The organism is Nocardiopsis sp. EMB25 (assembly GCF_026797795.1).
Lineage (GTDB): Bacteria > Actinomycetota > Actinomycetes > Streptosporangiales > Streptosporangiaceae > Nocardiopsis > Nocardiopsis lucentensis.
In genome coordinates, this window is record NZ_JAMTDN010000001.1 from 4,668,797 (window position 1) to 4,682,495 (window position 13,699).

Annotated in this window: 11 protein-coding genes and 1 pseudogene; 7 read left to right on the forward strand and 5 right to left on the reverse strand. The window is 70.2% G+C overall.

What is annotated here, in order from left to right; all coding sequences use genetic code 11:
- The first annotated feature begins 157 nt into the window (after positions 1 to 157).
- The 5 genes from dnaK to clpB all read left to right on the forward strand — a co-directional run bounded on the left by dnaK (position 158) and on the right by clpB (position 7,319).
- Entirely contained in the window at positions 158 to 2,005 is a 1,848-nt protein-coding gene (dnaK, locus tag KIK06_RS20450; protein ID WP_017601313.1) for a molecular chaperone DnaK, read from the forward strand.
- A gap of 43 nt (positions 2,006 to 2,048) precedes the next feature.
- Entirely contained in the window at positions 2,049 to 2,765 is a 717-nt protein-coding gene (gene grpE / locus KIK06_RS20455) for a nucleotide exchange factor GrpE (protein ID WP_017601312.1), read from the forward strand.
- Between the two features lie 194 nt (positions 2,766 to 2,959).
- A complete protein-coding gene (gene dnaJ, locus KIK06_RS20460; RefSeq protein WP_017601311.1) occupies positions 2,960 to 4,126 on the forward strand; it encodes a molecular chaperone DnaJ in 1,167 nt (388 codons plus the stop codon).
- Positions 4,123 to 4,620, forward strand: coding sequence for a heat shock protein transcriptional repressor HspR (locus KIK06_RS20465; protein ID WP_268644728.1), 498 nt, complete (start codon positions 4,123 to 4,125; stop codon positions 4,618 to 4,620). The genes dnaJ and KIK06_RS20465 overlap by 4 nt, the downstream gene beginning before the upstream one ends.
- An 86-nt stretch (positions 4,621 to 4,706) precedes the next feature.
- Positions 4,707 to 7,319, forward strand: coding sequence for an ATP-dependent chaperone ClpB (gene clpB / locus KIK06_RS20470; protein ID WP_268644729.1), 2,613 nt, complete (start codon positions 4,707 to 4,709; stop codon positions 7,317 to 7,319).
- A 256-nt stretch (positions 7,320 to 7,575) separates the two neighbouring features.
- Here the strand turns inward: clpB and KIK06_RS20475 are convergent, their stop codons facing one another.
- Together KIK06_RS20475 and KIK06_RS20480 are read right to left on the reverse strand one after the other, a co-directional pair.
- Positions 7,576 to 8,184: a phosphoribosyltransferase gene (locus KIK06_RS20475; protein ID WP_268644730.1), complete on the reverse strand. Its 609-nt coding sequence runs from the start codon at positions 8,182 to 8,184 to the stop codon at positions 7,576 to 7,578.
- A 178-nt stretch (positions 8,185 to 8,362) separates the two neighbouring features.
- Positions 8,363 to 9,280 (reverse strand): DNA-processing protein DprA, encoded by a 918-nt coding sequence (locus KIK06_RS20480; protein WP_268644731.1) that lies wholly within the window; start codon positions 9,278 to 9,280, stop codon positions 8,363 to 8,365.
- Positions 9,281 to 9,448: 168 nt separating this feature from the next.
- Between KIK06_RS20480 and KIK06_RS20485 the strand changes: the two are divergent.
- Positions 9,449 to 9,856 (forward strand): annotated as a pseudogene (locus KIK06_RS20485) (AAA family ATPase); the annotation flags it as partial.
- Here KIK06_RS20485 and KIK06_RS20490 read toward each other — a convergent pair.
- Both KIK06_RS20490 and KIK06_RS20495 read right to left on the reverse strand, forming a co-directional pair.
- A complete protein-coding gene (locus KIK06_RS20490) occupies positions 9,841 to 10,098 on the reverse strand; it encodes a hypothetical protein (protein ID WP_026128083.1) in 258 nt (85 codons plus the stop codon). The pseudogene KIK06_RS20485 and the gene KIK06_RS20490 overlap by 16 nt on opposite strands.
- 89 nt (positions 10,099 to 10,187) lie before the next feature.
- On the reverse strand, positions 10,188 to 11,636 hold the full coding sequence (locus KIK06_RS20495; protein ID WP_268644732.1) for an MFS transporter: 1,449 nt from the start codon (positions 11,634 to 11,636) through the stop codon (positions 10,188 to 10,190).
- Between the two features lie 98 nt (positions 11,637 to 11,734).
- Between KIK06_RS20495 and KIK06_RS20500 the strand changes: the two genes are divergently transcribed.
- Positions 11,735 to 12,607, forward strand: coding sequence for a helix-turn-helix transcriptional regulator (locus tag KIK06_RS20500; protein WP_268644733.1), 873 nt, complete (start codon positions 11,735 to 11,737; stop codon positions 12,605 to 12,607).
- A 34-nt stretch (positions 12,608 to 12,641) separates the two neighbouring features.
- On the opposite strand, the gene KIK06_RS20505 is transcribed toward KIK06_RS20500, so the two are convergent.
- On the reverse strand, positions 12,642 to 13,628 hold the full coding sequence (locus KIK06_RS20505) for an NAD-dependent epimerase/dehydratase family protein (RefSeq protein ID WP_268644734.1): 987 nt from the start codon (positions 13,626 to 13,628) through the stop codon (positions 12,642 to 12,644).
- Positions 13,629 to 13,699: the final 71 nt, after the last annotated feature.

A 13,699-nucleotide genomic window follows, 5' to 3' on the forward strand; every position in this document is an offset into this window, starting at 1 on the left:
CCCTGAAGTCGCCCCCAACGGGAACACCACGCCTGGGCCGGCCGTTGTCTCTGCGTAGGAACTAACTTGAGTCGGGTTGACTCAACTGATTTGACAGCGATCACTCGACGAAGCAAACTTACGCCTGAACGACTCAACCTTGACGGAGGTAGCAACCATGGCTCGTGCGGTCGGAATCGACCTCGGTACGACGAACTCGTGCGTCGCGGTCCTGGAGGGCGGCGAACCCACGGTCATCGCCAACGCCGAGGGCTCCCGCACCACTCCCTCCGTCGTCGCCTTCGCCAAGAACGGTGAGGTGCTCGTCGGTGAGGTGGCCAAGCGCCAGGCGGTCACCAACGTCGACCGCACCATCCGCTCGGTCAAGCGCCACATCGGCACCGACTGGTCGGTGAAGATCGACGACAAGACCTTCAACCCGCAGCAGATCAGCGCCTTCATCCTCCAGAAGCTCAAGCGCGACGCCGAGGCCTACCTCGGCGAGGACGTCACCGACGCGGTCATCACCGTGCCCGCCTACTTCAGTGACGCCCAGCGCCAGGCCACCAAGGAGGCCGGCACGATCGCGGGTCTGAACGTCCTGCGCATCATCAACGAGCCGACCTCGGCCGCGCTCGCCTACCACCTGGAGAAGGAGGACGAGGCCACGATCCTCGTCTACGACCTCGGTGGCGGCACCTTCGACGTCTCCCTCCTGGAGGTCGGCGACGGCGTCGTGGAGGTCAAGGCGACCAACGGCGACAACCACCTCGGCGGTGACGACTGGGACCAGGCGATCGTCGACTGGCTGGTCGAGCGGTTCAAGAACGCCAACGGCGTGGACCTGTCCAAGGACAAGATGGCCCTCCAGCGCCTGCGCGAGGCCGCGGAGAAGGCCAAGATCGAGCTCTCCAGCTCCAGCGAGTCGGTCATCAACCTGCCCTACATCACGGCCTCGGCCGAGGGCCCGCTGCACCTGGACGAGAAGCTCACCCGCGCCGAGTTCCAGCGCCTGACCGCCGACCTGGTCGAGCGGACCAAGACGCCGTTCCAGCAGGTCATGAAGGACGCCGGGATCCAGCTCAGCGGCATCGACCACGTGGTCCTGGTCGGCGGCTCCACCCGTATGCCCGCCATCGCGGAGCTGGTCAAGGAGATGACCGGCGGCAAGGAGCCCAACAAGGGCGTCAACCCGGACGAGGTCGTGGCGGTCGGCGCCGCGCTCCAGGCCGGCGTGCTCAAGGGTGAGGTCAAGGACGTCCTGCTGCTGGACGTCACCCCGCTGTCGCTGGGCATCGAGACCAAGGGCGGCGTGTTCACCAAGCTCATCGAGCGCAACACGACCATCCCGACCAAGCGCTCGGAGATCTTCACGACGGCCGACGACAACCAGCCGTCCGTGCAGATCCAGGTCTACCAGGGCGAGCGCGACATCGCCCAGTACAACAAGAAGCTGGGCGTCTTCGACCTGACCGGTCTGCCCCCGGCGCCGCGCGGCGTCCCGCAGATCGAGGTCGCCTTCGACATCGACGCCAACGGCATCGTCAGCGTCACCGCGAAGGACCTGGGCACCGGCAAGGAGCAGTCGGTCACCATCTCCGGCGGTTCGGCCATGTCCAAGGACGACATCGACAAGATGGTCCGCGAGGCCGAGCAGTACGCCGAGGAGGACCGCAAGCGCCGCGAGGAGGCCGAGGTCCGCAACAACGCCGAGTCCCTCGTCTACCAGACCGAGAAGGTCATCAAGGACAACGAGGACAAGATCCCGGCGGACGTGCGCTCCGAGACCGAGTCGGCCGTCGCCGAGCTGAAGACCGCCCTGGAGGGCACGGACGTCGAGGCGATCCGCACCGCGAGCGAGAAGGTCGCGCTGGCCAGCCAGAAGATCGGCTCCGCCATCTACAGCCAGGGCCAGGAGGGCGCCGCCGCCGGCGCCGAGCAGACCGCCTCGGACACCGCCGACGACGCCGACGTCGTGGACGCCGAGATCGTCGACGAGGACAACGGCAAGGGCACCCAGTCCTGATCCGGGACCGAGTGACGAGTCGAGGAAGGAGGGCGCGTCCCAGATGGCGCAGTCGGACAAGACCAGCGGCTCCGGCGAGGGTGAGGAGCACCAGGGACCGGTGATCCGAGACAACCGCCGGATCGACCCGGAGACGGGCGAGGTCCGCGACCCCAAGGCCGCGGAGGCCGACGAGGCGGACGCCGGTGCCGAGGAGACCATCGAGGTCCCGGACACCCCGGAGACCGTGGTGACCGAGGCGATCAACGCGGACGAGCGGGTCGTCGAGCTCACCAACGACATCAAGCGGGTGCAGGCGGAGTACGCCAACTACCGCAAGCGCGTCGAGCGCGACCGCGTGGCCGTCCGCGAGGTCGCCACCGCCCAGGTCGTCGGCGAACTCCTGCCGATCCTGGACGACGTCGGCCGTGCCCGCGAGCACGACGAGCTCACCGGGGGGTTCAAGGCGGTCGGTGAGTCCCTGGAGGCCGTGGCGGCCAAGCTGGGCCTGGAGCGGTACGCCGAGTCGGGCGACGAGTTCGACCCGAACCTGCACGAGGCGCTCACCCTGGTCCCGGCACCGAACGTCTCCGTCCAGACGGTGATCGAGGTGTTCCAACCGGGGTACCGCATCGGTGAGAGGATCCTCCGCCCGGCCCGCGTGGTCGTCGGCGACCCCGTCGAGGGCGCCGAGGCCGCCGGGTCCGACGAGGACACCGGTTCCGCCGGGGACGAGGCCGACGCCTCCTCCGGCGGGGGCGAGGAGACGGACGGCAAGTAACGGGTTCGCCCGTGGTCGACTCCGGTCGTGCCCGCCGCCCCGGCGGTGGGTACGACCGGAGAGGCCGGGGCGTGTTCCGCGGACGTGGTTCGAGCACGTGTCCGCGAACCGCGCCCCGGCCCCGGTTCCGCGCGGAACCGGGGCACGTGTAAGCATCGGACGCAACCGGCACCAGCGGGAGAAGGCACCAGTCGATGAGCACCAAGGACTACCTGGAGAAGGACTACTACAAGGTCCTCGGAGTCTCAAAGACCGCCTCGAAGGACGAGATCAAGCAGTCCTACCGCAAGCTCGCCCGGGAGAACCACCCTGACGCGAACACCGACGACCCCAAGGCCGAGGGGCGCTTCAAGGAGATCTCCGAGGCCTACAACGTCCTGTCGGACGACAAGCGCCGCAAGGAGTACGACGAGGCGCGCTCGCTGTTCGGCGGGTCCTACCGACCCGGCGGCGGGGGCACCGGCCCCGGCGGGTTCGACATGGGAGACCTGTTCGGCCAGGGCCCCGGGGGCGGTGGAGCGTCCGGCGGCGAACGGCTGAGTGACCTGTTCGGGGGCCTGTTCGGGGGCCGGGGCCGGGGCGCCGGGGCCGCCCGCAGCAGGCGCGGCTCCGACATCGAGACCGAGACCACGCTGAGTTTTCGCGAGGCGGCCGACGGGGTCACGCGCTCCTTCCGCCTGGCCAGCGACACCCCGTGTCCCACCTGCAAGGGCACCGGCGCCAAGGCGGGCACGGCCCCCCGGATGTGCCCGAAGTGCTCCGGCACCGGGCACGAGAACACCAACCTGGGCGGCTTCTCGCTGTCCGAGCCGTGCGGTGAGTGCAAGGGCCGCGGCCTGGTCGTGGACGATCCCTGCACCGACTGCCACGGCAGCGGGCGCGGCAGGAGCACCCGCACCATCCAGACCCGGATCCCCGGCGGCGTGACCGACGGCCAGCGGATCCGCATCAAGGGCAAGGGCGCCCCGGGCGAGCACGGCGGCCCGGCGGGCGACCTGTACGTCGTCGTCCACGTGAAGGAGCACGCGGTGTTCGGTCGGAGCGGCGACAACATCACCATCACCGTGCCGGTGACCTTCCCCGAGGCCGTACTCGGCGCGGACGTGCGCGTCCCGACGTTGGGCGGCTTCCCGGTGACCGTGAAGGTCCCGCCGGGCACCCCGAACGGGCGCACGCTGCGGGTCCGCGGCAAGGGGGCCAAGCGCAAGGACGGCACCACGGGCGACATGCTCGTGACGATCGAGGTCACCGTTCCGACGAACGTCAGCGGCGACGCCCGCGAGGCGCTGGAGAAGTTCCGGGCCGCGACGACCGACCACGACCCGCGCGAGGGACTCGAGGCGCGGGCGAAGGGTGCGTGAACGACGTGAACGACTCCTTCGGCGCTGACGCTCCGGTCTATGTGATCTCGGTGGCGGCGGAGCTGGCCGGAATGCATCCGCAGACCCTGCGGCAGTACGACCGGCTGGGGATCGTGTCGCCGGGCCGGGCCTCCGGCCGGGGGCGTCGCTACTCCATGCGCGACGTGCAGCTGCTGCGCGAGGTGCAGCGTCTGTCGCAGGAGGAGGGCATCAACCTCGCCGGGATCAAGCGGATCCTGGAGTTGGAGCACGAGGTGGAGCAGCTGCGGGAGCAGGTGTTCCACCTGGCCAACGAGCTGGAGGCGGCGCGGAGGGCAGTGGCCCGGCGCGGCCGCCCCACCCCCGCGGAGGGCGGGGGCGCGCGCGGGGAGCTGGTGCGCCGCACGCGCGTGACGATCTTCAACACGGCCGAGCGGCCGGAGGACGACAACACCCGGAACACCGGTTCCGGGCAGGGCGGCCCGGGAGCGGGCCGCGACGACGAACGGGACTGACGGGGCTCCGGTACGACTGCACGGGGGCACGGTCGGCCATGGAATGTCACCCAGGGTGACAGAATTGGTGAAAGGAGTCACCGGAGATGAACTACAAGCTCACAAAGAAGAGCCAGGAGGCCCTGTCGGTGGCCGTCCGGCGCGCGACCGCGGACGGTAGTCCGGAGGTGGACCCGCTCCACCTTCTGGCCGCGCTGCTGGACCAGGCGGAGGGGGTGACCCGCCCGCTGCTCAAGGAGGTGGGGGCCAACCCCGACACGCTCAAGGACCGGGTCGAGGCGGCGATCAACGCCCTGCCGAAGGCGGCCGGGTCGACGGTCAGCTCACCGAACTCCTCGCGCCAGCTGATCGTGTCCATCAACACGGCGGCCAAGCGCGCCCAGCAGTTGGAGGACGAGTACGTCTCCACCGAGCACCTCCTCGTGGGGCTGGCGACGGACGGCGGTGAGGCCAAGCGGCTGCTGGGCGAGGTCGGCGCCACCCCGGAGGCGCTCCTGGAGGCGTTCGAGCGGGTGCGCGGGTCGGCGAAGGTCACGTCGGAGAACCCCGAGGACACCTACCAGGCACTGGAGAAGTTCGGTGTCGACCTGACCGAGCGGGCCCGCGAGGGCAAGGTGGACCCGGTGATCGGCCGCGACGGCGAGATCCGGCGGGTCATCCAGGTACTCAGCCGCCGGACCAAGAACAACCCGGTGCTCATCGGTGAGCCGGGTGTCGGCAAGACCGCCGTCGTGGAGGGGCTGGCCCAACGGATCGTGGCCGGTGACGTGCCCCAGTCGCTCGTGGGCAAGCGGCTGGTGAGCCTGGACCTGTCCGCGATGGTGGCGGGCGCCAAGTACCGCGGCGAGTTCGAGGAGCGGCTCAAGGCGGTGCTCTCGGAGATCAAGGAGTCCGAGGGCCAGATCATCACGTTCATCGACGAGCTGCACACCATGGTCGGCGCCGGTGCGGCCGAGGGCGCCATGGACGCGGGCAACATGCTCAAGCCCATGCTGGCGCGCGGAGAGCTGCGCATGGTCGGCGCCACGACGTTGGACGAGTACCGGGAGAAGATCGAGAGGGACCCCGCCCTGGAACGGCGGTTCCAGCAGGTCATGGTGGGTGAGCCGTCGGCCGCCGACACCATCGCGATCCTGCGCGGGCTCAAGGGCCGCTACGAGGCGCACCACAAGGTGCAGATCGCCGACGCCGCCCTGGTGGCCGCCGCGACCCTGTCCGACCGGTACATCACCGCGCGCTTCCTGCCGGACAAGGCGATCGACCTCATCGACGAGGCGGCCTCCCGGCTGCGGATGGAGATCGACTCCAGCCCGGTGGAGATCGACGAGCTCCAGCGCACCGTCGACCGGCTGAAGATGGAGGAGATGGCGCTCTCCAAGGAGTCGGACCAGGCCAGCATCCAGCGCCTGGACCGGCTGCGCGCCGACCTGGCCGACCGGCAGGAGCAGCTCAACGCGCTCGTCGCCCGCTGGGAGCAGGAGAAGGCGGGGCTCAACCGGGTCGGTGAGCTGAAGGGGCAACTGGACGACCTGCGCACCCGCGCCGAGCTGGCCGAGCGCGAGGGCGACTTCGCCCAGGCGTCCCGGCTGATGTACGGGGACATCCCGCAGCTGGAGAAGCAGATCGAGGAGGCCTCCAACGCCGAGGAGGAGGCGGCCAGCTCCGGCGGCGACACGATGGTCAAGGACGAGGTCGGCGCCGACGAGGTCGCGGACGTCGTCTCCTCGTGGACCGGCATCCCGGTGGGGCGGCTCATGGAGGGGGAGACCTCCAAGCTGCTGCGCATGGAGGAGGAGCTCGGGGCACGGCTGATCGGCCAGAAGGACGCCGTGACCGCGGTGTCGGACGCGGTGCGGCGTGCCCGGGCCGGGATCTCCGACCCGGACCGGCCCACGGGTTCGTTCCTGTTCCTGGGACCGACCGGTGTCGGCAAGACCGAGCTGGCCAAGGCGCTGGCGGAGTTCCTGTTCGACGACGAGCGCGCGATCGTGCGCGTCGACATGAGTGAGTACTCGGAGAAGCACTCCGTGTCGCGCCTGGTCGGGGCACCCCCCGGCTACGTCGGGTACGAGGAGGGCGGCCAGCTCACCGAGGCGGTGCGGCGCCGACCGTACACCGTGGTGCTGCTGGACGAGGTGGAGAAGGCGCACCTGGAGGTGTTCGACACGCTGCTCCAGGTGCTGGACGACGGTCGTCTGACCGACGGCCAGGGCCGCCACGTCGACTTCCGCAACACCATCCTCATCCTCACCTCCAACCTGGGGTCGCAGTTCCTGGTCGACCAGTCGCTGGACGAGGAGCAGCGGCGGGAACGCGTGATGAACGTGGTGCGGTCGACCTTCAAGCCGGAGTTCCTCAACCGGCTGGACGACGTGATCATGTTCGACGCTCTGTCCACGGAGGACCTGGCGAGGATCGTCGACCTCCAGGTGGACAAGCTGCGGAAGCGGTTGGCCGACCGGCGCCTGGAGCTGGACGTGACGCCCAGGGCCCGCGAATGGCTCGCGCTGACCGGCTACGACCCGAACTACGGTGCTCGCCCGCTGCGCCGCCTGGTGCAGTCCTCGATCGGCGACCCGCTGGCTCGGGAGCTGCTGTCGGGCGAGCTGGCCGAGGGGGACACGGTCGCGGTGGACGTCGACGACGCCACGGACAAGCTACTCGTGACCCCGGAGCGGGCGGAGGAGCCCGCGGTCTGACCGGGGCCGCGCGGAGCACGCGGGGCCGTCCTCCCGGGAGGGGGAGGACGGCCCCGCGCCGTGGGTCAACCGCCGGCGAAGGCGAGGAAGTAGATGACCAGGAACACCAGGCTGATCACCAGGCCGATCGTCATCGTGGTCCAGGCGTGGCCGATGAACCGGTCGCGCTCGGCCCGTCGGACACGCCCGTCGCCATGACCGGGAAGGTGAGAGACCCTGCGACGGACTCGTCACCGTTGCGAGACGCTCGTCGGTCTCAGCCCGCCCCGGTCTCCGGCAGGTCCGTCTCGGCGCGAGCATGGAAGGCACACGTATCAGGGTCGTAGGGGACCGAGGTGATCCGTTCGAGCAAGGGCTTGGCATGCTGGAACGTGGGTTGGATCTGACGGGCGAGCACGACGGTGACGACTCTGCGCGCTCCGGCCCGCTTGAGCCGGTAAGCGGCGGACTGGGCACGCGCACCGGTGACCCAGGTGTCATCTATGAGGAGGACGTCGGTCGGCGAGCTCGGATCGGGGATCCCATCGAGGCAGAACCAGTCTTCGTTGAAGTCCCTGGAGTCGGAGGGCACATCCGGGTTGACGGCGAGTGGTATCCGCCGAAGGCTGCGGACGGTCGAAGCGAGGGTCTCCTCGAGGGGATGAGTCGTCTGCCTCGAATTCTTCGTACTGGGCACGAAGGCCACGTGCGTGAACCGGTCCACTTCGGCGGCGGCCCTCACACAGACGATGTGGTTCAGGCAGAAGTCGGCGAACAGCGCGGCGAGGTTCGTCCTGGCCGGTCGACTCTCCGGAGACTGCTTGTACATCCTCAGCGCCTGGCTGTGTTGGCCGGTCGATCCGTTCCTGTAGGTGATGGGAACCACCAGGTCGGCTAACGTGGATCCCCCTCCGGCTCTGACCTTCTGGCAGGGAAGACAGTGCTTGAAGCCGGGTGAACAGGCTCCGAAACACGTCGAGCACACACCCTTCCCGCGTGCTGGGGCAGCGTGGAGGTAGGCGAGTTGAACTTCGACATGAGCGCGGACCGGATGTCGTCTGAGCTCACCAGACAAGCTCTGTGTCCTTGACGAGTTCCTCGGGAGTCACTTCGGCCGCAGCGAGGATCGCGTGGACGGCTTCCATGAGTTCATCGATCCCACCGACCACATGGACTCCGGGCCTTCGCGCGTAGTCACGAACCCACGCGTTCGACAGGAGGTCGCGCGGCAGGATGACCGGCCTCCCGTGCTTGAGGGCCATCCTCGCCTGGATCCGTGCCCCACTGCGTTCCCCGGCCTCCACCACGATGGTGGCGGCCGCGTAGCCGCTCATCACCGCGTTGCGCATCGGAAAACTCTGCCGGGTCGGTGCCGAGTCGGGCAGGAACTGACTGAGGACGAGCCCTTCGGACGCGATGTCCTCCTGAAGCTGTCTGTTCTGACTCGGATAGTGCCGATTGATCCCTGTGCCGATGACCGCGACCGTACGGCCTCCTGCCCGAAGCGCCGCGGTATGCGCAGCCGTGTCGACACCTGCGGCCAAACCGCTTACCACGGTGATGCCCTGCCTGCTGAGCTCGGTAGCGATGCTCCTGGCGATCGCGAGACCGCGTTCGGACGCCTTTCGAGAGCCGACCACGGCTATCGACCGCCGTTCGTCGGGAAGAACGGTTCCCCTCGTGAAGACCAGGGCGGGCATCTCGTGGATATCCCTCAGCTGAGCCGGATAGCTCTCCTCCCAGAAGGCGTGGACACCGACACCGTCGTCCACGCACCGAGCCAGGAGATCGTTCGCCTCCGCGAGGGCTCGGCTGACTGGTTCCTCGTCCAAATCGAACAGGGTCTCCCCGCCCCCGAGGGTGTTCTTCAGGACCTGTTGGGCGCTGTTCGCCTCGAGGACGTCCTCCACCACCCGTGTCCAGCCGAATCGGCGTCCGAGGAGGAGCCCGAGGAGGGCCGCCCGTTCCTCACTCTGTCGCATGTCTCTCAGGCTAGAGCGTTCTGGCTGCTCATTGAACTCCGGCACCGCATTCACCTCGTTCCCCGGAGCGCTCTCGCTTGATCGTTCTTAGAACACATGTTCCAACACACTGATGACATTGTCGACGGCGCGAGCCGATCAGCCACCACGGAGGGCCCCATCCGGCACGAGGTGTTCGACACGCTGCTCCAGGTGCTGGACGACGGTCGTCTGACCGACGGCCAGGGCCGCCACGTCGACTCCCGCAACACCATCCTCATCCTCACCTCCAACCTGGGGTCGCAGTTCCTGGTCGACCAGTCGCTGAACGAGGAGCAGCGGCGGGAACGCGTGATGAACGTGGTGCGGTCGACCTTCAAGCCGGAGTTCCTCAACCGGCTGGACGACGTGATCATGTTCGACGCTCTGTCCACGGAGGACCTGGCGAGGATCGTCGACCTCCAGGTGGACAAGCTGCGGAAGCGGTTGGCCGACCGGCGCCTGGAGCTGGACGTACCGAGGCCGCACGGAGCACGCGGGGCCGTCCTCCCGGGAGGGGGAGGACGGCCCCGCGCCGTGGGTCAACCGCCGGCGAAGGCGAGGAAGTAGATGACCAGGAACACCAGGCTGATCACCAGGCCGATCGTCATCGTGGTCCAGGCGTGGCCGATGAACCGGTCGCGCTCGGCCCAGTCGTCCTTGCCCATCGCGACGACCGAGAAGACGATCGCGATGATGCCGCAGATCTGGTTGCAGCACAGCGTCATGAGAATGGCGGCGGTCAGCGCGCCGCCCGCGCTCCTCTCTCCGCCACCGGACGCGGAAGGGTGGTAGGACACGGGGCCTCCAGGTCGTCGGGGGATCTCCGTGGCTTGGACGCGGCTTCGCCGACGACGGTTTCACGAGCCTCCGGTCTCCGGGCTCGGTCTCAGTCCCCCGGAGCTCCGAGCCGCCGCGCCATCAGCCCGAAGGCGACCGACGTCACCGCCTGCACGGCGAGGCACGTCCCGAAGGCGCCCGGGTACGACAGCTCCGGCAGAATCCCGGTGTAGGCGCCGCCGTAGAGGGCGACCCCCAGCGCCAGGGAGGCCTGCTGCACGGTCGAGAAGAGCCCGCCGCTCAGCCCCGCGACCGACGTCGGGACCCCGGCCATCACCGCGCTGAGCAGGGGAGTGAACATCAGTGCCTGGGCGGCGCCGAGCAGGGCGAGCAGCGGCTGGAGCAGCCACTGCGACGGGTACGGCCAGCCGAGCACGACGACGGCCGCGGCCCCCAGTAGCGCGACGACGTGCGCCGCCGCCCCGACCGTCATGACCGCGGAGCCGAACCACCGCCGGAACACGCCCAGGTTCATCGACACGACGGCGAAGACCACCGCGAACGGCAGCAGCGTCAGCCCCGAAACGAGGGGGCCCTGCCGCAGCCCGTTCTGGACGGTCAGCGCGAACACGTACATGAACGCGCCGTATCCGGCGAAGAGCACGCACGCCATCAGCAGCCCGAGCCGCAGCGAGCGGTGCCCGAGCACGCTCGGCGGCACCAGCGGCAGTCCGCCGGCGAGCTCGCGGCGGCGCTCCCACCACCAGAACACCGGGAACGCGGCGGCGGAGAGCACCAACGACGCGACCGTCCACGGCGGCCACCCGTCCTCGGGGCCGATCGTCACGGGGAGGAGGAAGGCCAGCAGGGCGGCGGCGAGCACGGCCGCCCCGACGACGTCGGCCTCACCGCGCCCGTCGGCCCCCGTCCTCGGCAGGGAGCGGGTGCCCGGCAGCGCCACGAGGGCCAGCAGGGCGCCGAACCAGAAGACGGAGCGCCAGCCGGTTCCGGCGACGTCCGCGCTGAGCAGTACCCCGCCGACCACCTGGCCCGCGGCGGTCCCCAACCCGCTGGCCGCGCTGAACAGCGCGACCGCCCGCAGACGCTCGGCTCCGCGGGTGGTGGTCTGGATGGTGGCCAGGATCTGGGGCACCATCAATGCCGCCGCGACCCCCTGCGCGCCACGGACGACGACGAGCCATGCGATACCGCCGACCAGCCCGGCGGCCAGGGAGGTCAGCGCGTAGGCGGTCAGGCCCGCGACGAAGAGCCGCCTGCGGCCGAACGCGTCGCCGAGCCTGCCCCCGATGATCAACAGGAGTGCGAAGCAGAGGGCGTAGACCCCGATCACCAGCCCGAGTTCCGCCGGGGAGGCGTCGAGGTCGAACGCGATGCGGGGGACCGCCACGTTCACGCTGGAGAAGGTGTAGGTGGCGACGAAGCCGCCGACGAGCAGGGCCAGCAGCCCCGGCCCGCGCAGTTCGGATGGTTCCCGGTGCGCGCGGGCGGGGGAGGCTCCCTCCCCCGCCGGGCGGACCCGGGGGGTTCTCGTGGTCACCGGTCCACTGTCGGACGACTGGCATCCTGGTACCAGGAGCCTACTTATCCTGGTACCGACACCACCCGACACCGGTCGGCGGAGGGAGCCACCACACCGTGGACGACCAGCGCAGGCGGGAACTCGCCGCCTTTCTCCGCAGCCGCCGGGAACGCGTCACCCCGGCCGACGTCGGGCTGCCCGCCCTCGGACGGCGGCGCACCCCCGGTCTGCGCCGTGAGGAGGTCGCCCAGCTCTCCGGCGTGGGGGTCACCTGGTACACGTGGCTGGAGCAGGGACGGCCGATCAACGCGTCCGCCCAGGTGCTCAACGCGGTGGCCCGCGCGCTGCGGCTCGACCCCGACGAGCACGCCCACCTGTTGAACCTGGCCGGGGACGACGCCACCCTCGACGACACCAGCCCGCACACGGTCACCGACGACCACCTGGCGGTGCTCGAACAGCTCCTCCCGCTGCCCGCGTGCGTCCAGACCACGCGGTTCGACGTGCTGGCCCACAACCGCACCTACCGCCACCTGATCAGCGACATCGAGGAGTGGCCGACCCGTGACCGCAACTGCGCGGTGCTGAACTTCCTCGACCCGGCGTGGGCGGAGGTGTACGAGGACCACGACCAGGTGTCGGCGAGCATCGTCGCCCGGCTGCGCTCCTCGATGGTCGGCCACCTCGACGACCCGGGATGGACCGGCCTCGTGGACCGGCTGTGCCGCGAGTCGGCGCTCTTCGAGGAGCTGTGGAACCGCCGCGACGTCCAGCGCACGGACACCCGGATCAGGGGCTTTCGCAACCCGCGGGTCGGACTCCTACGGGTGCGGTTCACACGCCTGTGGCTGGACCGCTCCCGGACCGTGCAGCTCGCCACGACCACCCCCGTGGACGACCGCACCCGTCGGCGGTTGGAGGAGCTGGCCGCGTCCGTCGCCTCGGACCCGCCCGTGACCTCCCGGCGGCCCGCCGAACGGGCGGCGTGACACGGCGGACCGGGGACCGGGGCGCGCCCGGGGGTCAGAGCCCGAGCAGCTCGGCCTCCACCTCCGGGTCCAGGCCGAGCTCCGGCCGGTCGGGGCGCTGCGGCGCCTCGCCGCCCAGGGCGCGCAGCCACGCCCAGGTGTCGGCGACGGTGTCGGCCACCGGACGGCAGCGCAGGCCCGTGGCGAGGGCGCGTGACACGTCGCCCTGGTGCATGGTGTCGTACAGTTCACCGGACGGCAGCCAGATCGGCAGGTCCGACCACGGTTCGACACCGGCGTCGAGGATGACCTGGGGGTCGGTCCAGCGCGGCTCCGCGTCGGCGCCCGTGGCCGCCGCGCACGCGGCCAGCAGGTCGCCCATGGTGGTGTGACCGGGCGGACTGACCAGGTTGTACGCGCCGCCCAGGCCGGACGCGGCGGCGTCAAGGGTCCACGCGGCCAGGTCGCGGACGTCGATGTACTGGAGCGGCAGGTCACGCGGGCCCGGAGCCAGGAACGGGCCGCCCCGGGCGATCCGGGTGAGCCACCAGGGCAGCCGGCCGACGTTCTCGTACGGACCGATGATGAGTCCGGCCCGCGCGAACAGCGCCCGGTCGCCGAACACCGTCTCCGCCGCGAGCTCGCCACCCCGCTTGGCGCGCGCGTAGTCGGTCACGTCGTCGTCCTCCGGCGAGGCGGCCACGACCGGCCCCTCCTCGTCCAGCCCCGCGGGGGCCGGATAGGTGTACACCGACCGGCTGGAGACGTAGGTGTGGTGCCCGACCCGGCCGTCGAGCAGCCGCGCCGCCGCCGCGACGGCGGAAGGGGCGCCCGACCACGTGTCGACGACGGCGTCCCACTCCCCCGACTCCAGCGCGGCCAGCCCGCCCGGTTCGGTGCGGTCCCCGTGCCGGACGGCGGCGCCCTCGGGGGCGGCGTGGCGGCCGCGGTGGAAGACCGTGACGTCCCAGCCCCTGCCGAGTGCGTCCTCGGCGACGGCCCTGCCCACGAACTCGGTACCACCGAGAATCAGAAGTCTCATGCGGGGCAGTCTGGCGGTTCGCCGCGGGAACGCACCAGGGTTGCCTGCTGTCAGCAGAATCCCGGATGGCG

Excerpts from the sequence above, each read along its gene's own strand:
- dnaK (WP_017601313.1), top strand. The coding sequence starts at position 158 with ATGGCTCGTGCGGTCGGAATCGACCTCGGTACGACGAACTCGTGCGTC.
- grpE (WP_017601312.1), top strand. The coding sequence starts at position 2,049 with ATGGCGCAGTCGGACAAGACCAGCGGCTCCGGCGAGGGTGAGGAGCAC.
- dnaJ (WP_017601311.1), top strand. The coding sequence starts at position 2,960 with ATGAGCACCAAGGACTACCTGGAGAAGGACTACTACAAGGTCCTCGGA.
- clpB (WP_268644729.1), top strand. The coding sequence starts at position 4,707 with ATGAACTACAAGCTCACAAAGAAGAGCCAGGAGGCCCTGTCGGTGGCC.
- KIK06_RS20480 (WP_268644731.1), bottom strand. The coding sequence starts at position 9,280 with ATGCGACAGAGTGAGGAACGGGCGGCCCTCCTCGGGCTCCTCCTCGGA.
- KIK06_RS20505 (WP_268644734.1), bottom strand. The coding sequence starts at position 13,628 with ATGAGACTTCTGATTCTCGGTGGTACCGAGTTCGTGGGCAGGGCCGTC.